The following is a 22,853-nucleotide window of genomic DNA, read 5'->3' on the forward strand; positions in this document are numbered from 1 at the left end:
GGTTTCGTCGCATCCGGGTTTCATGACCGATCATTTTATCGATCACGAACGCGGCGGCTGGTATCCTGATCTCAACGGCGAGCGTCGGCAAGCCCGATCCCTGTCACGCCTTCCAGGCGTACCTCATCCCGCTCGTCCCGGCGAATAGCAGCGTCATCCGCGGCCTGCGGGGAAATGCCTCAGTGCGTTCGCTTGGCAGACACAGAAGGCAGCGCATGGCAAAGCCACTTGCGAAGCGCTTTGGCATCCACCTTTTTCTTCGTCGTGTCCACAGTCAGCACCGGTCCGAACCGTATCGGCTCGGCGCGACTGGCTAGTGCAATCAGTTCGGGGACGTAGTCGGCGCCAGGATGGCCAGGCAGGCGCTTACCCACCCGGGCGCCATAGCGCGCGCCGATCGTCTCGGGAGGTGCTGTGCACCAGATTTCGGCAATAGCATCTACCTCTGATCCGGCAATCAAATCCGCCAGCAATTCGCGGGGCTGGAATCCGAACCATGCGTCCATGATGACGGTTGCATCCGCCGGCGCTTCAGCCAGGACCGCGAACATCGCCTTGAGGCTCGCCCGGCCGAGCTTCCGGTTGAAGGTCCTGTCGACCCCTTCGATCTCTTCAAGGAACGGGTTCTTCACCGTGTCCAGCGAAAGCAGCGGCCAGCCGGTCGCCTCGGCCAGTTTTTTCGCGACCCGGCTCTTGCCGCTGGCCGGCACGCCGTTGACCATGACCAACCGCTTGCCGGCCGGCGCCGCCGCCCGCAACGCGGTGACGCCCGCGCCGATCACGCCGGCATCGTCGCCCAGCATGGCTGCAACGACATGGCTGCGGAACCATGATTTTGCTTCCGGCACTGCGACAAGGGCCACGCAGGCCGCCTCGCCGAGACCACCGCCGAGCACGACGATATCGGGATCGAGGGTCGTCACCAGATTGTCGATGGCGAGGCGCAGCGGCGCGGCCCAGGCATGCAGGATATTCGTAGCGGCTGCGTCGCCCTGATCGCGCCGCGAAAGCAGTTCCGCCGCCGTTGTGCCCGCAGCAAGGCCGGCCTCGGCGATGTGCCGGCCGAGCGCGGTGCCCGAACTTGTCGTCTCGACGCAGCCACGCTTGCCGCAGGCGCAGATCAGCCCGTTCGGATCGATGCCGATATGGCCGAGCTGACCCGCCGTCGCCCGCCCGCGCACCACGCGCCCGGCCTCGATCGCCGCGCCGCCGATGCCCGTGCCGATGGTCAGCATGACGACGTTTTGAAGCCCCTTCGCCGCGCCCAACGCGGCTTCGGCCACCAGCGCCATGGTGCAGTCGTTGTCGACCGTCACCGGGCGCCCGAACCGCTCCTCGATCCGCTCGGCCAGCGCCACACCGGAAAGGTTGACGAAGCCACCCGAGAATACCTTGCGGCTGGCGAAATCGACCCGGCCGGGGACGCCGATGCCGATTGCGGAGACCGTCGGGGTGTCCAGTCCGGCGATCAGCTCCCCGATCCGTTCGAGCACGACTTGCGGATCTGGCGAACTTGCCGCCCTGGCGCGTTTGAGGATCGTGCCTTCCTCGTCGACGAGTGCGGCGCGAAGATGCGTGCCGCCGATGTCGACGCCTATCGCGCTCCTGCTCATGGCGTCGGGGTCAGGCGACTTTCACGGCCGGTGCGCGATGCCGGCCGATCACGGCCTGGATCTCGCGCAGGCGCGGTACGGCGACCGTCTCCAGCCGCTGCCGGGTGAGGGTGCGGTCGAGCGAGATGCAGTCTTTCCACAGCGAGCGTCCGGCAATGACGCCGGACGCGCCGTTCGCCATGGCGACGTCGACCTGGCCCAGAAAAGTCTCGTGGTTGACGCCGGCCGACAGCACCGCCCACGGCACGTCGCCCGCAAGTTCCGTCACCGCCGCACAGGATTCCGGGGAACCGGGATAGGGGATTTTCAGCACCTTCGCGCCATGATCCAGGCAGATCTTCGAGCCGCCCTGGATCAGTTCCGGTATTTTTGCCGCATAGGCCTCGGGGCTTTCGCCCTCCAGTGCATAGGTCAGGAACTCGACCACCAGCAACAGGTCTTCCCCGGCGAAATCGTCGACGACCCGGTCGAGGATGTCGATATTGTGCGTATTGGCGGCCGGCGTGTCGGAGCGCAGATAGACCATGATCTTGCCGCCGGTGCCGCCAAGTTCGCGCACGCGCCGCGCCGTGATGCCATCGACCAGCTTCGACAGTCTGTAACCCTCGGGCGACGTGTCCCAACCCGAAGCGTCGATGCCGATGAGCAGCGCCGTGCCACGGTCGATCAGGCCCTTGTCGACCAGGTGCGGCACCGCGCAGACCGGGTCGACCAGCACGCAGGACGCCTTGCTCGCCAGATATTTCGTGATGTCGGCCTTGACGTCGCCGAGCATGTCGTTGCTGATCTTCGCCTGCTCGTCCTTGTCGCTGGTAAGCAAGGACCGCATGCTGCCGCGCTGGTCACAGGCGATCACCATCATGGCCCCGTCGCTGCCGCAAATCTGGTGGTAGCCGCGCAGTTCTGCTGTCGTCATGCGTGCCATGGGCGTCTTCTTCCATCTATATGTTCATGCGGCAACGATGCCTGGCATCGTTGCCAACGGATTGGTCATTGCGGAGCGAGGTACTTGGCGCTACGCTGTAACATATTGCTGAAAGGAATTGCAAGCTGCCTGCGCAACCATCGGACATAAACTCGCGCGCCACGCTGCACGCGGTCGCCAAGCTTCACTACGAAGGCGAGATGAGCCAGGTCGACATCGCCAAGCGTCTCGGCGTGTCGACCGCGACGATCTCGCGCCTGCTGCAACGGGCGCGCGCCGAAGGCATCGTGCGCATCGAGATCCGCGATTTGGCCGCCCCCGATGCGCTGACCAGCGATCTGATCGGCAAGCTCGGGCTCAAGCGGGCTGCCGTGGTCGAGGCCCCGAGCGCCGGCATTCTTCCGGCGCTGGCGGACCCATTGGGCGCGATGCTCGCGCAGGCCGGGCTTCATGCTGGCTCCGTGCTGGCGATCGGCTGGGGGCGGGCGGTGCGCGCCGTGGTCGAGGCCGGCCTGCCGGCAATTCCGGGCGTGTTCGTCGTCCCCGCTACCGGCGGCATGCAGCAGCATCAGCCGCATTTCCAGGTCAACGAGTTTGTGCGTTTGGCGGCCGAGCAGACGGGCGGCGTGCCGCACTTCGTCCACGCACCCTACCTTCCCTCATTGTCTTCCCGCGACGCCTTCCTTGCCGATCCCGTCATCGCGGACAGCACGGCCTTGTGGGATCGCATCGACGCGGCGGTCGTCGGCGTTGGCTTGCCGCATGGGGCCAACACGCCCGACGCCAGCGCGGCCACGCCGAGCGAGCAGGCGCTGGTTGACGCGGCGGGCGACGTCATCCGCCATTATTTCGACGCCGCCGGCAGGCTGATCGACTGGGAGGGCGAGGACCGCATGATCGCGGCGTCGCCCGAACAGCTTCGGCGTGCGCCGCTGGTGATCGGCGTCGCGGTCGGCGAGAACAAGGCCGAGGCAATCGTCGGCGCGGCCCGCGCCGGCCTGATCTCGGCCGTCGTGACAGACACGCGCACGGCGGAAGCGATCCTCGATCGGGCGTAGATCACGAGCGTCGAATTTTTCTTCGCGGAAAAATTCAGGTTTCCGCGCATAAATCTATTGACAGTGCGATGGCCGAGGCATGTTATTTGACGGAGGCATGGGAGCGAGAACGGGGAGGGATATTACGCGAACGCTTGGCGTCGCGCAGCGTTGACAGCAGCATGAACAAGGGGTGTTGGCGGCTCTATCCAGTGCAGGATTTTGCGTCGATCGCCTTGTGAAATTGTTTTCAGCAAAAAATTACTTGACGAAAGACCAAGTCGAACCAATCATATGTCCATTGAGCGATCGAAGCTCAGTGAAATCGATTCAGAGCAGCTCATCAGGGAGGAAACCATGGAGCGTCGTTCAATTCTGAAAGCCACCGCGTTGGTGGGCATTGCCGCTGCGATCGGGCTGGGGACAGTCTCGGCTAACGCGCAGGACAAGAAATACACCATCGCCCTCATTCCGGGCCTGACCACCGATGCCTTCTACATCACCATGCGCAAGGGCGCGCAGGCCGCCGCCGACGCGCTCGGCGTCGAGCTGGTGTTCCAGGGTGCGCCCGACTTCAACCCCGTCACTCAGGTTCCCGTACTGGATGCCGTGATCGCGAAGAAGCCTTCGGCAATTCTGATCGCGCCGACCGACAAGACCCAGTTGGTCGAGCCGCTGCGCAAGGCGAACGAAGCCGGCATTCCCGTGATCACCGTCGACACCTTCATCGGCACCGGCATGTACCAGACCGGTGCCGGCGACGCCGACTTCCCGCTCTCCTACATCGCTTCGGACAATGTGCTCGGCGGCAAGATGGCCGCCCGCGCGTTGGCTGCCGCGATCGGCGGTGAAGGCAAGGTCTATGTGTCGAACGTCAAGCCGGGCATCTCGACCACCGACCAGCGCGAAGAAGGTTTCAAGGCCGCTATGGCCGCGGAATTCCCGAAGGTCACCGTGCTCGAGACGCAGTTCAACGACAACGACGCCAACAAGGCGGCGAGCCAGCTGCAGGCGGTGTTCGCCCGCAATTCGGACCTGAAGGGCGTGTTCGGCGCAAACCTGTTCTCGGCTCTGGGCGCCGGCAACGGCGTCCAGCAGGCCGGCCAGACCGGCACCATCCGGGTCGTCGCCTTCGACGCTCCGACCTCGATCGTCGACAACATCAACACCGGCCTCGTCGACGTGGCGATCGCCCAGCATCCGGCCGAGATCGGTTACTACGGCGTGGTGTCGGCCTTTGCGCATCTGAGCGGCCAGTCCATCCCGGTCTCGATCGGCACGGGCTTCACGGTCATCGACAAGAGCAACGTCACCGATCCGAACGTCGCCAAATACGTTTATTCCGATTGAGCGCGAGCCGGCTCCCCGGCATATCCGGGGAGCCGATTTTCTCCGCTTGACCAATTCTTGCGCGCCGGCCCCTAGGCTGGCGCCGACAAGGTGCAGCCATGACCACAACAAAGGCCGACGCATCGGTCGCCGACACGCATGCCAAGCCGCAGGCAGACCACGCCGACCGCGCCAAGACGCTGGTGCAGCGCATCGCCGATTTGCGCGCCTGGCTGTTCCTCGCAGGGCTGATCCTGGTCTTCGAGGCCTGGGCCCGCTTCGATTTCGGCGGCACCTTCATCCTCAACCCGTTTAACCTGCAGTCGATCGCCATCTTCGCCGTCGCGCCGCTGCTGCTGGCGACAGGGCAGACTTTCGTCATCATATCCGGCGGCATCGACCTTTCGCTCGGCTTCATCATGGGCCTGGCGGCGGTGGTCGCCGCGCATGTCATCAACGCGGTGACACCGTCACTCGGCATCCCGTTTGCCGTGCTGCTCGGATTCCTGGGGGGCGTGCTTGTCGCCCTGGTGCCGGGCGTCATCAACGGCCTTCTGGTATCGCGGCTGCGTGTCCCGCCCTTCATCGGTACGCTCGGCATGTTCGGCGTGGCGCGCGGCGTGGCCTTCCTGCTTGCCGGTGGCACCACGGTGCCCGTCAGCAACTCGTTCTTCGCGGTGATCGGCAACGGCCGCTTCCTCAGCATTCCCTACATCGTGCTGATCACTGCGGTCTTCGTCCTGGTCATGCACTACGTGCTCAGCCAGACACGGTTCGGCCAGCACAATTACGCCATCGGCGCCAATGTGCAGGCGGCGCGGCGCGCCGGCATCGACATCAAGGCACACCTGCTCAGGCTCTACATCCTGTCGGCCGGGTGCGCCGGCCTGGCCGGCGTGCTCTATTCCGCGCGCTTCAATGCGGGCGCGGCCCAGGCGGGCGAGCCGCTGCTGCTCGACTGCGTGGCAGCGGTGGTGATCGGCGGCGCCAGCCTGTTTGGCGGCTCCGGCACCATTTTGGGCACGGTTGCCGGCGCCTTCGTTATCGCGGTCATCCAGTACGGCCTGGTCTTCGTCAATGTCGAGCCTTTCTGGCAGTTCATCAGCGTCGGCGTCGTCATCATCATCTCGGTGCTGATCGACCAGGCGCAGCGCCGTTTCAGCGGAGGTCGGGTGGATGAATAACGCGGCCCAGCCCCTTCTCGAGATCAATGATCTCTCGAAACATTTCGGCGCGGTGCAGGCACTGCGGGATTTCTCCATGGTCGTGCGCCCCGGCGAGGTCGTGGCGCTGGCCGGCGACAACGGCGCCGGCAAGACGACGCTGATCAAGGCGATCTCGGGTGTCTATCGCCCGTCGTCGGGCGAAATACGGCTCAAGGGCGAGCCAGTCAGCTTCTCGACCCCCCAGGAAGCGCGCGACCGGGGCATCGAGACGATCTACCAGGATCTGGCGCTCGCTGACAATCTGTCGATCGGCGCCAACATCTTCCTCGGCCGCGAGCCGATGCGGAAGGCGTTCGGCTTCCTGCCGGTGCTCGACCGCAAGAAGATGGCCGACGCCGCGCGCGACACCATGGCGCTGCTCGACTTCCACGTTTCGCGCATGGAAGCGCCGGTCAGCAACTTTTCCGGCGGCCAGCGCCAGGCGGTGGCCATCGGCCGCGCGGTGTACTGGAACGCCCAGATCCTGATCATGGACGAGCCGACCGCGGCGCTCGGGGTGCCGGAGCAGCGCAAGGTCATCTCGCTGATCCACCAACTGAAGGCGCAGGGCCGGGGTGTCATCTTCATCTCGCACAATCTGCAGGACATTTTCGCAGTGTCCGACCGCATCATCGTGTTGCGCCGCGGCATCACCGCCGGCGAGCGCAGGATTTCCGAGACGACGCATGACGAGGTGGTCAAGCTGATGGTCGGCGGCTGAGGCCGCCCGCGGACGGCCTCTCAGGCGGAAGAGCGCAGGACGAGATCGGCGTTGACCAGGACATGTTCGCCGCGCCCGCGCGGCTGGTCGAAGACCCGCGAATTGTCGATGCGCGAAAGCAGAAGGTTGATCGCCAGCCTGCCCATCTCGGCCGTGTTCTGTTGCACGGTGGTCAAGGGCGGCCAGATGTATTCGGACAGGGGCTGATTGTCGTGGCCTGCTACCCTGAGATCGCAATCCGGCGAGATGCCGACTTTCTTGCCTGCCTGGTTGACGGCGGCAAGCACGCCGAAGGCGACGCGATCGTTGCCGCACAGCACTATGCTGGTTGGGAAGCCGCCCTCGCCGAGGATGCGGTTCGCCTCGTCGAAGGCATAGCGCTCGAAATCCCAGGTCGTCGAATGCTGCACCGGGATCACTTCCGGCTCCAGTCCCCGCCGGCGCATCGTCGCGATATAGCTTTCCCGCCGCCCCTTCGCGTTGGAATTGACCCAGGGCATGTCAAAATAGCAGGGCCGGTCGCCGAGCCGGGTAAGATAGTCTGTGATCAGCGCCATCGACTGCTCGTTGTTGGTGCCGACGAAGGCCTCCTCGTCATCGAAGGGGGCGTCGATGAAGACCACCGGGATGTTGCGCGCCAGCGTCTTGACCTTGCTGCGATGTGCCGCGTCTCCCCCGACCGGCACCATGATGACGCCCGCGGCGTTCAGCGAGGTCAGCGTCTCCAGCGCCTCGGCTTCAAGCTCCGCCTTGCCGTCGGAGGAAAAGACGAAAGGCAGGTAGCCGCTTTCCGTGGCTTCCGTTTCGATGCGGCGGCGCAGGCCCATGTAGAAAGAATCGAGCGAGGTCGGAAAAATCACGCCGAGGATTTTCGAGCGGCGGCGATTGAGATTGACCGCAAAAAGGTTGGGTCGAAAGCCGGTCGCCTTCAGCCCCGCCTCGATCTTCTCGCGCACTTTCGGTCGAACCGACGCGGCGTCCTGAAAATACTTCGACACCGTCGGGCGCGACAGGCCGACGCTTTCGGCGAAGGCTTCCATCGTCCTGACAGGTTTTTCCTTCATCGGCTTGTCCTGTGGTCGACTTCCGGCAAGCAGAAATTTGCCAGCCGGAAAAAACCGATCCTACTATGAGTTAGCGCGCGAAAACCAGTATGTTTACATGCATCAACAACATTTGGAAGCGCTGGCAATGAGCGGGAAAGAATCTGGCGGGATCGGCTCGCTCGGCGAATTGCTGGTGGAATTCGTCTGTACCGAGAAGGACGGTCATAACCGCCGCGCCGCACCCTATGTAGGGCCGTTCGCATCGGGCGCGCCGGGTATATTCATCGACCAGGCGGCGCGTGTCGGCGCAAGGGCGATTTTCGCCGGCGCGGTTGGTGACGACGCCTTCGGCAGTGTGCTGCGGCAGCGTCTGACAGAGGTCGGCGTCTCTGACAAGCTGATCGCCACGGTGCCGGGAATACCGACCGGGTCGGCCTTTGTCAGCTACAATACCGACGGCAGCCGCGACTTCGTTTTCAACATCGCCCATTCCGCTGCCTCGCATTTTCCGAGAGATTCCAAGGCATTGGAGACGCTGAAGCAGTTCGGCCTCGCCGCGTTCCACATTTCCGGCTCGACGCTTGGTAATCCCGCGATGGCGAAGGCCGCGCTCGTCATCTGCCGGGCGCTCCATGATGCCGGCGTTGCAATTTCGTTCGATCCCAACATCCGCAAGGAACTGCTGGCCGACCCGTCCTACATGGAAACCGTTCGCTCGCTGCTTGCGATATCGGCATTCGTCCTGCCGAGCGCGGAAGACTTCGAGGTGCTGTTTCCGGGTGAGGAATTTGGCACGTTCTCGCGCCGCTTCCTCGATGGAAGAGCGCGGTTTGTGATTCTCAAGCGCGGCGAGAAGGGCTGCGTCGGCATGGATGCGAGCGGAGTAGTCGAGGAATTCGACGCACACAAAGTCGAGGTCGTCGATCCTACCGGCGCCGGCGACTGTTTCTGCGCCACCTTTGTGGCCCTCGTCACATCTGGAAACTTTTCCTTCCGCGAGGCGCTGCGGCGGGCCAATGCGGCCGGCGCGCTCGCCGTCGGCAAGATCGGTCCGATGGAAGGAAACAGTTCGCTTGCCGAGATCGAGGCGTTTCTGGGGTGCCGCGCATGAGCGTGCTCGGCGACACCGTACGCGCCAACCGGGCCGGCCAGCGGCGTGGCATCCCTTCCTTCTGCACTGCCCATCCCGAGACTCTGCGCGCCATTTTCGCCGCCTACCGGGACGACGAAGCGCCGATCCTGATCGAGGCAACCTGCAATCAGGTCAATCAGTTTGGCGGTTACACCGGCATGAAGCCAGCGGATTTCCGCGTCTTCGTCGAGGGTCTGGCGCGGGAGGCCGGTGTCGAGCCGACGCGGCTGATTCTTGGCGGCGATCATCTCGGGCCGAATCCGTGGAGGAACCAGCCGGCCGCGAGCGCAATGGCGAAGGCGCGCGACATGGTCACGGCTTATGTCGCCGCGGGTTTCACGAAAATCCATCTCGACGCTTCGATGGCGTGTGCGGATGATGTTGCACTAGACGAAGCGACGATGGCCGCGCGCGCAGCAGAGCTTTGCGCTGTGGCCGAAGCGTCCGGCCAGGCAGATCTTTGCTACGTCATCGGAACCGAGGTGCCCATTCCCGGCGGGGAAACCGAAGTTTTGGACACGCTTGCAGTGACGGCTCCAGAAGCGGCGGCGCGAACTTACGAGTTACACCGACAGGCCCTTGCCGCGCGCGGCCTGATGTCGGCATTCTCGCGCGTCATCGGCATTGTCGTCCAGCCGGGCGTCGATTTCGGCAACGCCCAGGTGTTCGGCTTCGCGCCGCAAAAAGCTGAGGCGCTGTCGCGGTCGGTCGAAGAGCTGCCAGGCCTCGTTTTCGAGGCGCATTCCACTGATTACCAGTCCCAAGGTGCGCTCTCCGAACTGGTCGCTTCGCATTTCGCCATCCTCAAGGTTGGGCCGGAACTCACCTTCGCGTTCCGTCAGGCGGTCACGGCGCTTGCGCATATCGAAGCCGCGTTGAACCTGACCGAGCCGTCCCGCATCCTTGAGGTGATCGCCGAGGAAATGCGCGCCAATTCACGCGACTGGCGCGCCTATGTCGCTGCCGACGATCACGAGGTGACGATGATGCTTTACGGGCTGTCCGACCGTGTCCGCTATTATTGGCCGCGCCCCGCGATCCAGACCGCGCTCAAGAAGCTCTACGCCAACATCGCCTCTGTGCGACCGGAGCCGGGTCTGGTCGCGCAGTTCACAGGACGGCTGGTCGAGGCCGGCAGCGAACCGGCAGGGCTCGCCCGTCGCATCATCGACACCATGGTTGGCGAGGTGGTGCGCAAATACCGTGCCGCCACCGGAGATTGAACGGATGGAACGTTTCAGGAGGCTTTCGTGCCAGTGAAGCAGGAGCGACGGCTCAAAGTCGGCGTGCTGGGCTGCGGCCCGATTGCGCAGGCTGCGCATTTCGAGAGCTGCACCAAGGCACGCAATGCCGACCTTTATGCAATCTGCGACGTGGCTGACGACCTGCGCGCCCGTATGGCCGCGATCCACGCGCCGGACAAGAATTTTGCCGACTATGATTCCATGCTCTCTGATCCCGATCTCGAGGCGGTGATCATTGCGACATCGGACGCCTTCCACGTGCCTGCCGCGATCCGCGCGCTGGAGGCGGGAAAGCATGTGCTGTGCGAAAAGCCGGTCGCCACCAGCGTCGAGGCGGTCGGGGAACTGAAGGCGGCGGTCGAAAAAAGCGGCAAGGTGCTGCAGGTCGGGCACATGAAGCGATTCGACCCCGGCCTTCAGGCGGCGCGCGCCTTCATCGACGACGGCATGGGTGCGATGGTGGCGCTAAAAGCGTGGTATTGCGATTCCACCCACCGCTATCCCATGACCGACGCCGTGCAGCCGCTGATGGTGACCAGCAAGGCGGCGCGAAGACCGTCGGCCGATCCCAAGGCCGACCTCGATCGCTACTACATGCTCGCCCATGGCAGCCATCTGGTCGACACGGCCCGTTATTTTGCCGGTGAGATTGTCGCGGTCGACGCGCGCCAGAGCAAGCAGGGCGGTATGCGCTGCTGGTTCGTCGATATTGAGTTCGCCAACGGCACGCTGGGCCATCTCGATCTGACGGTCGCGGTGCGCATGGACTGGCACGAAGGATTCCAGATCTATGGCGAGAACGGCTCGATCCTCGGTAAGACCTTCAATCCCTGGTATTACAAGTCGAGCGAAGTCGACATCTTTCACGAGTCTGAGGGCGGATCGCGTCGCGCGCTCGGGGCCGACGGCCATTTTTATCGCCGGCAGTTGGAAGGTTTCGCCGACGTCATCCTCGACGCCGCGCCAATGACAGGTGCGGATATCCATGATGGCATCGCTTCGGTGCGCGCCATGGTCGCGATCGCCCAATCGGTGCGCACAGGAAAATCCGTCCGCCTCGACGAAACCTCCGGAGAGGTCTGATGCGGCTCGGCATTTTTGCCAAGACTTTTGCCGGCACCGATCCGTCACCGATCTTCGCGGAGGTCAAGGCTGCCGGCTTCGCCACCGCGCAGTACAACATGGCTTGTTCCGGCCTGCCCTCCATGCCGGATGAGATCGCGCCGGATGTCGCCATGGCGGTCGCTCGGGCGGCGGAAGCCAGCGCGGTCTCGCTCTGCGCCGTTTCCGGCACCTACAATATGGCGCATCCCGACCCGGCCCACCGAGCCGACGGTTTGCACCGCCTGGAGACGATTGCTGCCGCGTGCCGTGTCATGGGGTCCGGCCTGATCACACTCTGCACCGGCACGCGCGACCCCGACGACCAATGGCGCGGCCACCCGGACAACGCCACGCCGGAAGCCTGGCGTGACATGCGGGCCGAGATGGAGAAGGCGGTGGGGATTGCGGAGCGGTTCGGCTTGCGCCTGGGCATCGAGCCCGAGCTTGCCAACATAGTCTCCGACGCTGCGAAGGCACGCCGGTTGCTCGACGAGATCGGCAGCTCGGCACTGGCGATCGTGCTCGATCCGGCGAACCTTTTTGAGCGCGCGGAGATTTTCGAACAGCATCGGATCGTCGCGGAGGCGATCGATTTGCTGGCCGATCGTACGATCATGGCGCACGCCAAGGACCGCACCGCATCGGGCGGCTTCACCACGGCCGGGCAGGGCGTGCTCGACTATCCGCATTATATTGCGCGCCTGCGCGCAACTGGCTTCGACGGCGACCTGGTTGCCCACGGCCTCGCGGCGCATGAGGCAGCTGCGGTGGCTGCGTTTCTCGGTGGCGTCGTCCGATGAAGTTCGAGCGGCTGCGGCGCTTCGATTTCATGCGCGACAGGCTGAGGCTCGCCGCATACGATTCCGGCGGCTACGGTTTGCCGGTCGTTTTCCAGCACGGACTCTGCGGCGATGCGAGGCAAACGGCGGAGGCTTTTCCGGACGATCCGGCTTTTCGGCTGATCACTCTGGAGTGTCGTGGCCATGGCGCCTCGCAGGCCGGTGAAGACTTTTCCATCGGAACATTCGCAGACGATATCGTCGCCTTCATCGAACAACTCGGCCTCGGGCCAGTCGTGCTTGGCGGCATCTCTATGGGGTCGGCGATATCGAGCCGTCTTGCGGTCCGTCGCCCGGATTTGGTTCGAGGCCTGGTTCTGGCGCGGCCCGCCTGGGTTGTGGAAGCGGCGCCGCTGAACATGAAGCCAAACTTGGAAGTCGGCGAACTTCTAGCGAGATTGCCGCCGGCTGAGGCGCGAAGAAAATTCGAAGCCAGCGAGGCATATGCGGTGCTTGCCCGAGAGGCGCCCGACAATCTCACTTCGCTGCTCGGCTTCTTCAACCGTGAGCCGATCGCCGTGACATCGTCGCTGCTGACGAACATCTCCGCCGACGGGCCGGGCATTACGGAGGCAGACCTGATGGAGCTTGCCGTGCCTGCGCTCGTACTGGCGACCGGCCAGGACTTCATTCATCCGGTCTCGCACGCCGAGCGGCTGGCTCGGGTGATCCCAGGCGCGGTGCTCAAAACCCTTACTCCCAAGGGTGTCGACAAGCCGGCCTATCTCGCCGATTTCCATGCCGAGCTCGGCGCCTTCCTCAAGGATTTCTGACCATGCCCAGCCAAAAAACCTGGCTCGCCGACCTGCCGCGCGACCGACTGCTCGCCGAGTTCTCCATGTGGTCGGCCGACCTGATCCATCTCGCCGCCGACCTGAAGCGCATAGAGGGCCATGCCGACGTGCTCCACATCGACGTCGCGGACGGCCATTTCGCGCCGGCGCTTTTGTTCTTTCCCGATCTCGTGGAGCGTATACGCAAGGCGTCCGACCTGCCGATCCACGTCCATCTGATGGTCGCCGATGCGGTTCTGCTCAGTCAGGTCGAGCAGTTCGCCGAGGCGGGCGCCGACCTGATCAGCGTCCATGCCGAGAACGGCAATGCCGGCGAGGCGGTGGCCCTCATCAGGGATCGCGGCATCGCCTCCGGTGTGGTGCTGCGTGTGGAGACACCCGTCGCGGCAGCGCGGCCTTTCCTTGATTGCGTCGATTTCCTGACGCTGCTTGGCACGGCGATCGGTGTGAAGGGGCAGGGACTCGATCCGACCGCCACCAAGCGCCTGCGAGAAGCAGGCCGTTTCATCGTCGACGCCGGCCGGCAGATCGTTCTCGCTGCCGACGGCGGCATCCGCGAGAATACGGTGCCGCCGCTGCGGAAGGCGGGTGCGCAAACCGTTGTCATGGGGTCGCTCGCCTTCGGGGCGGAGGATCTGCCGGCCCGCATTCGCTGGCTGCGCGCACTTTGACCGCTCTCCCGAGGTTGTGACAGTCACTACAAAAGTTTACGCGAGCAAATTTTATTCTTGATGAACCGAAGGATCGGCCCTAGCGTCTGGTGAACGATCGCAGCAAACATCGTCTGGGAGGAGAAAAATCATGGGACTGTCCGGCAAAGTAGTGCTTGTCACGGGCGCGAGTTCCGGAATCGGACGGGCGACGGCGAAGGCGCTCGCGGCTCAAGGCACAAAGCTGGCCTTGGTCGGCCGATCCGCGGAACGCCTCGATGCGGTGGCCGCGCAAATCGGCAAAGAGACTGCGCTGCCGTTGGCCGCCGATTTGACGAAGCGCGGGGAAGTCGACCGGGTCGTCAAGGAAACGCTAGACCGCTTCGGCCGGATCGATATCCTTCTGCCCAACGCCGGGCTCTACATTCCGGGCGACGTGGTCGACGGCAATCCGGACGCTTGGGACGAGTTGCTGTCGATCAACGTCAACAGCGTCTTCCGGCTGGTCCATGCCGTGCTGCCGGGCATGATCGAACGCAAGGCCGGCCATATCCTGGTCACCTCGTCGATTTCGGGACATCAGGCGCTGCAGTGGGAGCCCGTTTATTCAGCCTCCAAGCATGCCATCCAGTCCTTCATCCACGGCCTGCGCCGCCAGGTCGCCCCGCACAACATCCGCGTCGGTGCTATCGCGCCAGGCGTCGTTCTCAACGAACTGTGGGGCTACACGGACCCGGCGGCAATCGAGGCCAAGGTCGAAAGCCGCGAGGGCCTGCGTTCGGAAGATGTCGCAGACGCCATCCTCTACATGCTGACGCGACCGGCCAACGTCACCATCCGTGATCTGGTCATCCTGCCGCAGAACCAGGACATCTGAGGCTTGGAGCCGTTTGACTATCTCATCGTCGGCGCAGGCCCGGCCGGATGCGTACTCGCTAGCCGGCTAACGGAAGATCCGGCAGTTCGCGTCGCATTGGTCGAGGCGGGGCCGGACCGCAACGCGCGCAAGGCGATCGTGCGCATTCCTCTTGCCATGGTGACGTTCATGGCACCAGCCCTGGCCTTTCTCGGCGGGCCAAAATTCATGTCGTGGTTCGAGACTGAGCCTGAGCCTGGGCTGCAGGGCCGATCGATCGCTCTGCCGCGCGGCAAGGGCACCGGCGGCAGCAGCAATGTCAACGGCCAGATTTTTATGCGCGGCCAGCGCGAGGATTTCGACGGCTGGCGAGACCTCGGCTGTGTCGGCTGGGGCTACGATGACCTGCTGCCCTATTTCCGGAAGTTGGAGCGTTTCGAACTTCTGGCTACGCCACGCTCGGGCGGTCACATACGCTTCGGTAAGCGCCCACTTTCGGAACAAATCGACCCAGCCTTCCACGGCATTGACGGGCCGCTCAACATTGCGCCGCTGCGCAGCGTAAACCCGATGGCGAATGCCTATCTCGAAGCCGCGCAACTTGCCGGCTACGAACTCAATCCGGATTTCAACGGCGCGCGCCAAAATGGCGTCGGTCTCTACACTTTTACGCAGAAGAACGGACAGCGCGTCACGGCCGAGGGCGCCTACCTCGACCCGGTTCGCCATCGACCGAATCTGACGATCATGCCGGATACTCAAGTCACCAAAGTGCTGTTCGAAGGCCAGACGGCGACTGGGATCTCATGGAAGCGTGGCGGCGAGACAGGCACCATCACGGCGCGGGAAACAATCCTGGCTGCCGGCGCCTTCGTTTCTCCGCAACTGCTGATGCTGTCGGGCGTCGGCAAGGCGGTCGAGCTGGCGAGACACGGCATTCCGCTGGTGCATGACCTGCCGGGGGTGGGCGAGAATCTGCAGGACCATCTCGATGTAACACTGGAATACCGTGCGAGGTCGACCGCACCCTATGGTATCTCGTGGAAGGCATTTCCGCGCAACGTGCTACACGTGCTCGACTGGATTTTCCGTAAGCGCGGGCTGTTCTCGTCGACCACAGGCGAGGGCGGCGGCTTCATCTCTACCGATCCAAATAGCGACAGGCCAGACATCCAATTGTTCTTCTGCACCGGCCGGGCCAACACTCAAGCGGCTTCGGGATTTACCGGCCACGGTTTTCTCATGCATGTCTGCCAGCTCAGGCCGGGCAGCATCGGGCGCGTAGCGCTGAAAAGCGCCGATCCCGACGATCGACCGTCGATCCTTTACAATTTTTTCCGGGGCGAAAGCACTATGGACGTGTTGCGCAATGGCATCCGACTGGCGCGGAAGATCATGGCGCAAAGACCCTTCGAGCCGCATCTCGACGCCGAGGTCGATCCGGGGCCGGAGGCCGAGAGCGATGGCGCGCTCGATGCGTTCATCCGCCAAACCGTCGGCACGCTGTTCCATCCTGTAGGCACTTGTGCCATGGGCCAGGGACCGCAAGCGGTGGTGGATCCGGCGACGCTCCGCGTGCACGGCATTCACGGCCTTCGGGTGATCGACGCCTCGATCATGCCAACGATCGTCTCCGCCAATACAGTCGCCGCCACTTATTGCCTTGCCGAGAAAGGCGCCGACCTGATCAAGCGCGAGTAAGGTTTCAATGAAAGGCCTGATACACAGTGGCCAGCCGCTTCATTGCCAAAGCTTGAGCGTGCACTCAATAGTGCCGCGGGCCACGCATCGGCCATTTCGCCCACGGTCAAGGCAAGTTTTTATTGGTTCTTTGCCGCAAAGCTTCAATTCGATTGACGTCCTACGCAAAACCAGGAGCGACCGGCAATCGTCCCGCCGCGAAACAAAAACTATTCAACATCGCTCGCGCGACTTGGAATTCTCGTCATTTCCAGGAAGATGCACCTGGAAATTGTAACAGGCGAGGTACCTCGTGGCGAAACATATCGACCGGAAGCTGCGGGTGACGGCCATCGTCCTGGGTACCGTTACGATGAAGGATCTCGGGGCAGCCTTCCGGCACATTAATCCGGCGACAGCCTTCGACATCGATCGCGCCCACAAATGGATGCAGGGTCGCGCCAGCCCGCGACAGGTTCAAATCTACGACGATTGGGCCAAGGTGCTCGATCTGCGGGAGGCAGGCAGTTGGATAGCCGAGGTGGATGCGGAGGCGTTCATAGAAGTCGTCGCCCTTCGCCACAACCGCGACGCCAACGAGTTGAGGCAGAAAACGGAGGCTCCGAACGGCCACGCTGCGCGTCCGGACCGGGGACCTGAACTCGCTGGAACGTATGCGTGTTATTCCCACGCCTGGTCGCCCTACTTCAGGGGCCGGAAAATCCGGGGAGAACTGTCGATCGGGATGGGGTCGAGCGCCAAAAGATTGAAGGCAAGCTACGCCGAGGCGTTGCCAACCGGGCGACTGCATCTCGAAGGTCCCGTTTCGATCGAAAAGCGGGCGATTCATCTCGACCTCCGCGCCCCGGCAGGCGATGCACATTTCGTCTATTTCTTGATGCCGCCCACCCCACTGGTGAGCGTCCTGGTAGGGCTCATGTGCGGCGCCACCATCATCGGACCTTCGGCGCAGCCTTCCGTTACCCGCATCGCGATGGTGAGACTGCCGGCCTCGATCCCGCGGCTCAGAACGGCTGAGGCATATCTGCCGATAAAAGGCTCGATCGCGGAGGACCTCGTTTCGCTAGGCCTGCCAATCTCCGACGTTGCCACGGTTGATCGGAGATTCGATGCATTCTTTGCGGAAAGGAGCGGCCTCGATCAGGTCGCGGACGCCGAATATCACCCCCTGGTCGATGCACTGGACCAAGCCTGGTTAAGATTTCCCGGCAGCGTCGGCGAGTAGGCCGCGCAAAAGCGGTGTACGCGAAAGTCTCTGATAATCAGAAGCCTCCACGTTACGTTGCTCGTTGGGGTGGCCGCTCAATCGGTGTCGTGGCTCACAGAATATCTAGATCACTAGAAAATCCGCGGCAGTGAGGGTCAGGCCGGGCAACAGCGACGCGAACTTCACCTCGGCGGCTCCGCCGAGCCCGTCCGCATAGTAGAACAGCGACCCGGTGTCGGAATTGTAGAGGATGCGGTCGTCGGCATCTATCGGCGCCAGGACATTGTCCTTGAAGGCGGATGCGTCGAGCGCACCGACCGCGAGCGCGGTAAAGATGGTGTGGTCGAGCCTTATCGTGTCGTCGGCCACGTTGAAGTCCAGGATCGTGTCGACGTTGCCGGCGCCCAAGGCGGTGGAAAACACAAAGACATCCTTGCCGCCGCCGCCTCGTAGCATGTCGGCGTCGGCTCCTCCGTCCAGCACATCATCGCCGCCGCCGCCAAAAAGCGTGTCGTTGCCGCTGTCGCCAAACAGCGTGTCGTTGCTCAGCTCGATTCCGGCCGGCGGGATTTCCGCCGCGGAGACATGCAACTGATAGTCCTGACCCAGCGGGATCGGCGACAGCCCGTCGCCCTGGGCGACTATGATGGTGTAGACGCCGCCGCGATCCACGGTGTGGGTGAGAAAAGAATCGAGCGTGCTGGCCGAGCCGCCTGCACCCTGCGTGGGCAGGCTGTCGTTATTGCTGGCGATCACATCAAGGCGGTCATTGTAAAGCCAGATGCCGCTGTCCAGACCACCGGTGGTTTTGTCGATATCCAGGGTCAACGTTGCCCGGTCGGACAAGTAGACCCGATACCAGTGATATTGCCCGTTGCCCGCCGCGCTGACCGTCACATGCGGAACTGTCTCGGAATCGACGATGTCCGGATCGGCCGCGAGGCTGAACGCGTTGTCGAGGTCTATCGTGTTGCTGCCTGGCGGCTTGGCAATGCTGCCGCTGCCAAGCCCTACGACCCAAGCGGGCGCAAGCTCGCCGTAAATCGTGTCGTTGCCAGCGCCGCCATGCAGCGTGTCGTTGCCCAGGGCGCCTTCTATCGTATCGTTGCCACCCTTGCCGTCGATCCGGTTGACGCCGTTGTTGCCGATGATCTCCTGGCCGAACTCGTTGCCGGTCAGGTCGCGATTGTAGGTTGCACTTTGGCTGGTGGTGCGCAGCGACTCGACCTCGACGCCTTGCGCCAGCACATAGTCGACACTGGTGGACACACGGTCGTAGCCTTGCCCCTTGGCCTCGACGATCACCGCGGACGAATTGTGGATCGTGTAAAAGTCGTTGCCGCCTTTGCCGACCAGTGTGTCGATGCCTTTCGCGCCGCCGTCATCCAGCCTGTTGCCGCCGTCATTGCCGATGATGGTCTGGGCAAACTCATTGCCGGTGAGGGCGATGGCACCCGTGCCATCGGGGTCGGCTGTCGTCAGGACTTCGATTTCCTGCCCGGCGGCCAGCGTGAAGTCGGTCCGCGTCGACACCCGGTCGTCGCCGCCGCCACTCGCTTCGAATACCACGTCGCCCGCATCGACGAAAAAGACGTCGTCACCATCGCCGCCACGCATCGTGTCGGTGCCGCCGCCGCCGTCCAGCGTGTCGTTGCCGTCGCCGCCGGCGATGGTGTCGTCGCCTTCACCGCCGTAAAGCGTATCGTTGCCGCCGCCGCCGTTCAGTATGTCGTTGCCGCCGCCGCCACTCAGGATATTGGCCCCGGCATTGCCGACGATGGACTGCGCGAACTCGTTGCCGGTGAGATTGATGGCAGCAGTGCCCGCGAACGACGTGGTCGTCAGCAACTCGATCTCGGTGCCGGCCTGCAGCGCATAGCTTGCCCGCGCGGATACACGATCGGCCGTGCCTTCGCCGGCGGCTTCGATCACGACATCGCCGGCATTGTCGACGATGAACATGTCGTTCCCGGTTCCGCCATGCATCGTGTCGGCGCCGGCTCCGCCGTCCAGCAGGTCATCGCCGCCGCCGCCCCACAGGGTATCGTCGCCGCTGTCGCCATAGAGACTGTCATTGTCGGATTCGACCGGCCGGATGCCGGCCGCGGAGATGTGCAACTGGTAGTTCTGACCCGGCCAGGCCGGCGTGTCCTTGCCCAGGACCGCGATGTAATACGTGCCACCGGTCGTGACGGTATAGGTGAGAAAGGAGTCGAGATCGCCCGTCGATCCGCTGTCGGGGACCATGAAACCGCTGTCGTCGTTGCTGGCAAGCAGATCGAGATTGCTCGTGAGAAGGGAGATTCTGGTGTTCAGCCCGCCGGTCGTGGCATCGATGTCCAGGGTCAGCACTGCTCCGGCCGTCAGATCGACCCTGTACAGATGAGGATTGTCGTCGCCCCTCGCATTGATGGTGACGTGCGGTGTGTAGGTTGAATCGACGACGTCCGGATTGGCAGCCAGGTTGAATGCTTTGCTGACGTCCAGGGTGTCGAGATTACCGGTAGGTCTCGTGACGTTGCCGCTGCCCTTCGCGCTCACCGGGTAAGCGGCCGCCCTTCCGCCATAGCCGCCATAAATCGTGTCGTTGCCAGAACCGCCATGCAGCGTATCGGCGCCCAGGCCTCCCTCTATCGTATCCGCGCCGCCCTTGCCGTCGATCCGGTTGACGCCGTCGTTACCGACGATCTCCTGGCCGAACTCGTTGCCGGTCAGGTCGATGCTATAGGTTGCATACTGGTTGGTGGTGCGAATCGATTCGATCTCCACCCCTTTTGCCAGCTCATAGTCGACGCCGGCGGCGAGACGGTCGTAGTCGCCCTGTCCTTTGGACTCGATGATCACCGCGTCGGAATTGTACACCGTATAATAGTCGTTGCCGCCGCCGCCCCGCAGCGTGTCGGCTCCTCCTACGCCGCCATCGTGCAGCCAGTTATTGCCTTCGTTGCCGACGATGGTCTGGGCCAATTCGTTGCCCCTGATGTCGATGGAACGGGCGGCATTGGAGTTGGTCGTCGTGAGGAGTTCGACCTCCTGGCCGCCGCTGAGCACGAAGTCGGACTGCACCGCGACGCGGTCACTGCCGCCGCCCACCGCTTCGGTCACGACGTCGCCGGTGGTGACGTAGTAGGTGTCGTTGCCGGCGCCGCCGATCAGCTTATCGGCGCCGCCGCCGCCGTCCAGCACGTCGTCGCCGCTGCCGCCCGTTAGCTGGTCGGCGCGCAGTCCACCGCCAACACTGACGCCCACGGTGTTCTTGGAGAAGTCGACGGTGAGGCCATGATTGAACGCGGCGGCGTTGATGACCTGGGCGGCATTCGAACTGCTCGCGGTCGTATCGATCGTCACGCCGAAACCGGTCGACGCAACGCCGCCGAAAGCCTGCGATGCGCTGCGGCCGAGCGTCAGGTTGACGGCCTGCGCGCCCAGCGCGATCCCCTCCATGTCGGAGACCCGGCGGAAATTGCTGTCGACCAGCGTCATCGCGCCGGCAAGCACAAGCGTATCCGAGCCGTTGCCGCCATCGAGATGGACAAAGTTTGCGTCGTTGATGATCAGTGTATCGTCGCCTTCGCCGCCGCGCAGCGAATCGGCTCCGCCGCCGCCCGAAAGCGTGTCGCCGTCTCGGCCGCCGACCAGCACATCCGCGCCAGCGGTGCCCGCGAGCGTGTCGGCTGCGTCGCCGCCGGCCGGCTGGGTAAGTTGGCTGGTCGAGCCCCCGATCGTCGCGGAACCGAAGATGACATAGGTCTCGCCCGCCCCGACTGCCGCCGAGGGAGCGCCAACCATCAGGTCATCGAATCCGTCACCGTTGACGTCTCCGGCCGAGGACACCGAAGAGCCTGCTCCGTCCAGGATGTTCCGGCCGTAGATAATGAAGCCCTTGCTGCCATCGCCGGCGGCGATGTCAGCAAGATCGAGGGGTGCGTCGAAGGCGCCCGCCTTGCCGAACACCACATAGGCGGCGCCGGAATTTTCACGCGCTCCGGCCGGGCCGTCGACTTGGGCCGCCCCGACGATCAGGTCGTCGATGCCGTCGCCATTGACGTCTCCCGCCGAGGACACCGAAAGGCCGGACCCGTCGTCCGCCTGTGCGCCGTGAAGCACGAAGCCGAGGCTGCCGTCGCCGGCTGTGATGGCGGCAAGATCGAAGGTGGCCGCGAATCCGCCCTGCCTGCCGAACACCACATAGCTGTCGCCGGCATTTGCACGGCCGTCCGCCGGGCCGTCGCCATCCTTGGCGCCGACGATCAGGTCGTCGATGCCGTCGCCGTTCACGTCCCCCGCGGACGCGACGGAAAAGCCGGAATGGTCGCCGGCCGTCTCGCCCCGCAGGACGAAGCCTTTGCTGCCGTCACCCTTGGCGATATCGGCGAGATCGAGCGTGCCGCCAAATCCGCCCGCCTTGCCGAACACCACATAGCTGTCACCGGCTGCGTCACGGCTGTCACCTGGGCCGTCGCCCAACCTTGCTCCAACGATCAGGTCATCGAAGCCGTCGCCGTTGACGTCCCCCGCCGATGCGACGGAGAAGCCGGACTGGTCCCCCGCCTGTTCGCCTTTGATGGCAAAGCCGTTGACACCGCTGCCGGCGGACATGGAGTCGAGAAGAAAGGTCGGCCCGAATCCGCCGGCTTTGCCGAACACCACATAGCTGACGCCGACCCCGGCTGCCCTTTCCTGCGGGAAGCCCACGATCACGTCGTCGAAGCCGTCGCCATTGACGTCCCCGGCCAACGAGACCGACGGGCCCAAACTGGTCGTGGCGTCTCCTCCGAGCGTAAACCCCTGGCTGCCGTTGCCTTTCGTGATGGCGGCCAGATCAATGCTTTTGTCGAAGCCTGAGCCTTTGCCGAAGATCACATAGCTGAAGGCGCCCGCCGGGGTGCCATTGATCGCACCGTTTCCGGCGGGCGCCCCGACGATAAGGTCGCCGTAGCCGTCGCCGTTCAAGTCACCGGCCGAGGAAACCGAATAGCCGGCCCCGTCGGCGACATCCTCGCCAAGGATGGCGAAGCCCTGCGTGCCGTCGCCCGTGGCAATGGCTCCGAGATCGAGGGTGGCCGCGAAACCGCCCGCCTTGCCGAACACCACATAACTCGTGCCGACATCAGCCAAGCCGGCGAAGGGCGCCCCGACGATCACGTCATCGAAACCGTCCCCGTTCACATCGCCGGCCGAAGATATGGAGGAGCCCGACTGGTCGAGTTTCGTGTTGCCGCGAAGAACGAAGCCTCGGCTGCCGTCGCCGTTGACGATATCGGTCAGATCAATCGGCATGGTTGGTCCTCATCACGCGTGCAAACGCACCGCGTGTTCATCGATGCACGCGGGGCCAACCTTAGGTGGTATTCGAGAAGGACGGTGCCGGATACCGCGGCCGGCTGGAATGCCGTGGAATTCTTTGTCTTTTCCAGGCGCGCGACTGGAAATTCCACGACACGGACTTG

At 63.8% G+C, this 22,853-nt stretch carries 17 protein-coding genes; 13 read left to right on the forward strand and 4 right to left on the reverse strand.

What is annotated here, in order from left to right:
* Positions 1 to 179 precede the first annotated feature (179 nt).
* Both ABMA59_RS09420 and ABMA59_RS09425 read right to left on the reverse strand, forming a co-directional pair.
* Positions 180 to 1,613: an ROK family protein gene (locus ABMA59_RS09420; protein WP_349005078.1), complete on the reverse strand. Its 1,434-nt coding sequence runs from the start codon at positions 1,611 to 1,613 to the stop codon at positions 180 to 182.
* Between the two features lie 10 nt (positions 1,614 to 1,623).
* Positions 1,624 to 2,538, reverse strand: coding sequence for a tagatose-bisphosphate aldolase (locus tag ABMA59_RS09425; protein ID WP_349005079.1), 915 nt, complete (start codon positions 2,536 to 2,538; stop codon positions 1,624 to 1,626).
* Positions 2,539 to 2,684: 146 nt separating this feature from the next.
* Between ABMA59_RS09425 and ABMA59_RS09430 the strand changes: the two genes are divergently transcribed.
* The 4 genes from ABMA59_RS09430 to ABMA59_RS09445 all read left to right on the forward strand — a co-directional run bounded on the left by ABMA59_RS09430 (position 2,685) and on the right by ABMA59_RS09445 (position 6,830).
* Positions 2,685 to 3,596, forward strand: a complete 912-nt coding sequence (locus ABMA59_RS09430) for a sugar-binding transcriptional regulator (protein ID WP_425475887.1) — start codon at positions 2,685 to 2,687, stop codon at positions 3,594 to 3,596.
* Positions 3,597 to 3,932: 336 nt separating this feature from the next.
* On the forward strand, positions 3,933 to 4,925 hold the full coding sequence (locus tag ABMA59_RS09435) for an ABC transporter substrate-binding protein (RefSeq protein WP_349005080.1): 993 nt from the start codon (positions 3,933 to 3,935) through the stop codon (positions 4,923 to 4,925).
* A gap of 98 nt (positions 4,926 to 5,023) precedes the next feature.
* Positions 5,024 to 6,088 (forward strand): ABC transporter permease subunit, encoded by a 1,065-nt coding sequence (locus ABMA59_RS09440; RefSeq protein WP_349005081.1) that lies wholly within the window; start codon positions 5,024 to 5,026, stop codon positions 6,086 to 6,088.
* Positions 6,081 to 6,830, forward strand: coding sequence for an ATP-binding cassette domain-containing protein (locus ABMA59_RS09445; protein ID WP_349005082.1), 750 nt, complete (start codon positions 6,081 to 6,083; stop codon positions 6,828 to 6,830). The genes ABMA59_RS09440 and ABMA59_RS09445 overlap by 8 nt, the downstream gene beginning before the upstream one ends.
* A 20-nt stretch (positions 6,831 to 6,850) precedes the next feature.
* On the opposite strand, the gene ABMA59_RS09450 is transcribed toward ABMA59_RS09445, so the two are convergent.
* The gene (locus ABMA59_RS09450; RefSeq protein ID WP_349005225.1) at positions 6,851 to 7,870 is read right to left on the reverse strand and encodes a LacI family DNA-binding transcriptional regulator; all 1,020 of its coding nucleotides are present in this window, start codon (positions 7,868 to 7,870) and stop codon (positions 6,851 to 6,853) included.
* A gap of 151 nt (positions 7,871 to 8,021) precedes the next feature.
* Between ABMA59_RS09450 and ABMA59_RS09455 the strand changes: the two genes are divergently transcribed.
* From ABMA59_RS09455 to ABMA59_RS09495, 9 genes are all read left to right on the forward strand, one after another.
* Positions 8,022 to 8,987: a carbohydrate kinase family protein gene (locus ABMA59_RS09455; RefSeq protein WP_349005083.1), complete on the forward strand. Its 966-nt coding sequence runs from the start codon at positions 8,022 to 8,024 to the stop codon at positions 8,985 to 8,987.
* Positions 8,984 to 10,231, forward strand: a complete 1,248-nt coding sequence (locus tag ABMA59_RS09460; RefSeq protein WP_349005084.1) for a class II D-tagatose-bisphosphate aldolase non-catalytic subunit — start codon at positions 8,984 to 8,986, stop codon at positions 10,229 to 10,231. Before ABMA59_RS09455 ends, ABMA59_RS09460 begins: the two co-directional genes overlap by 4 nt.
* A 27-nt stretch (positions 10,232 to 10,258) precedes the next feature.
* Positions 10,259 to 11,335 carry a Gfo/Idh/MocA family protein gene (locus tag ABMA59_RS09465; protein WP_349005085.1) on the forward strand — a complete coding sequence of 359 codons (1,077 nt, stop codon included), beginning with the start codon at positions 10,259 to 10,261 and terminating at the stop codon, positions 11,333 to 11,335.
* Positions 11,335 to 12,156, forward strand: coding sequence for a sugar phosphate isomerase/epimerase family protein (locus ABMA59_RS09470; protein WP_349005086.1), 822 nt, complete (start codon positions 11,335 to 11,337; stop codon positions 12,154 to 12,156). The genes ABMA59_RS09465 and ABMA59_RS09470 overlap by 1 nt, the downstream gene beginning before the upstream one ends.
* A gap of 29 nt (positions 12,157 to 12,185) precedes the next feature.
* Positions 12,186 to 12,968 carry an alpha/beta fold hydrolase gene (locus tag ABMA59_RS09475; RefSeq protein ID WP_425475888.1) on the forward strand — a complete coding sequence of 261 codons (783 nt, stop codon included), beginning with the start codon at positions 12,186 to 12,188 and terminating at the stop codon, positions 12,966 to 12,968.
* Complete coding sequence (locus ABMA59_RS09480; RefSeq protein ID WP_349005226.1) at positions 12,965 to 13,660, forward strand: ribulose-phosphate 3-epimerase; 696 nt, start codon at positions 12,965 to 12,967, stop codon at positions 13,658 to 13,660. The genes ABMA59_RS09475 and ABMA59_RS09480 overlap by 4 nt, the downstream gene beginning before the upstream one ends.
* Positions 13,661 to 13,790: 130 nt before the next feature.
* Positions 13,791 to 14,516 (forward strand): SDR family oxidoreductase, encoded by a 726-nt coding sequence (locus ABMA59_RS09485; RefSeq protein ID WP_349005088.1) that lies wholly within the window; start codon positions 13,791 to 13,793, stop codon positions 14,514 to 14,516.
* Between the two features lie 3 nt (positions 14,517 to 14,519).
* A complete protein-coding gene (locus ABMA59_RS09490; RefSeq protein ID WP_349005089.1) occupies positions 14,520 to 16,196 on the forward strand; it encodes a GMC family oxidoreductase in 1,677 nt (558 codons plus the stop codon).
* Between the two features lie 292 nt (positions 16,197 to 16,488).
* Positions 16,489 to 17,421: a hypothetical protein gene (locus ABMA59_RS09495; protein ID WP_349005090.1), complete on the forward strand. Its 933-nt coding sequence runs from the start codon at positions 16,489 to 16,491 to the stop codon at positions 17,419 to 17,421.
* A 105-nt stretch (positions 17,422 to 17,526) separates the two neighbouring features.
* Here the strand turns inward: ABMA59_RS09495 and ABMA59_RS09500 are convergent, their stop codons facing one another.
* The gene (locus ABMA59_RS09500) at positions 17,527 to 22,683 is read right to left on the reverse strand and encodes a beta strand repeat-containing protein (RefSeq protein ID WP_349005091.1); all 5,157 of its coding nucleotides are present in this window, start codon (positions 22,681 to 22,683) and stop codon (positions 17,527 to 17,529) included.
* Between the last annotated feature and the right edge of the window lie 170 nt (positions 22,684 to 22,853).

Origin of the sequence: Mesorhizobium yinganensis, assembly GCF_040081985.1 — a bacterium.
GTDB classification, from domain to species: Bacteria; Pseudomonadota; Alphaproteobacteria; order Rhizobiales; family Rhizobiaceae; genus Kumtagia; species Kumtagia yinganensis.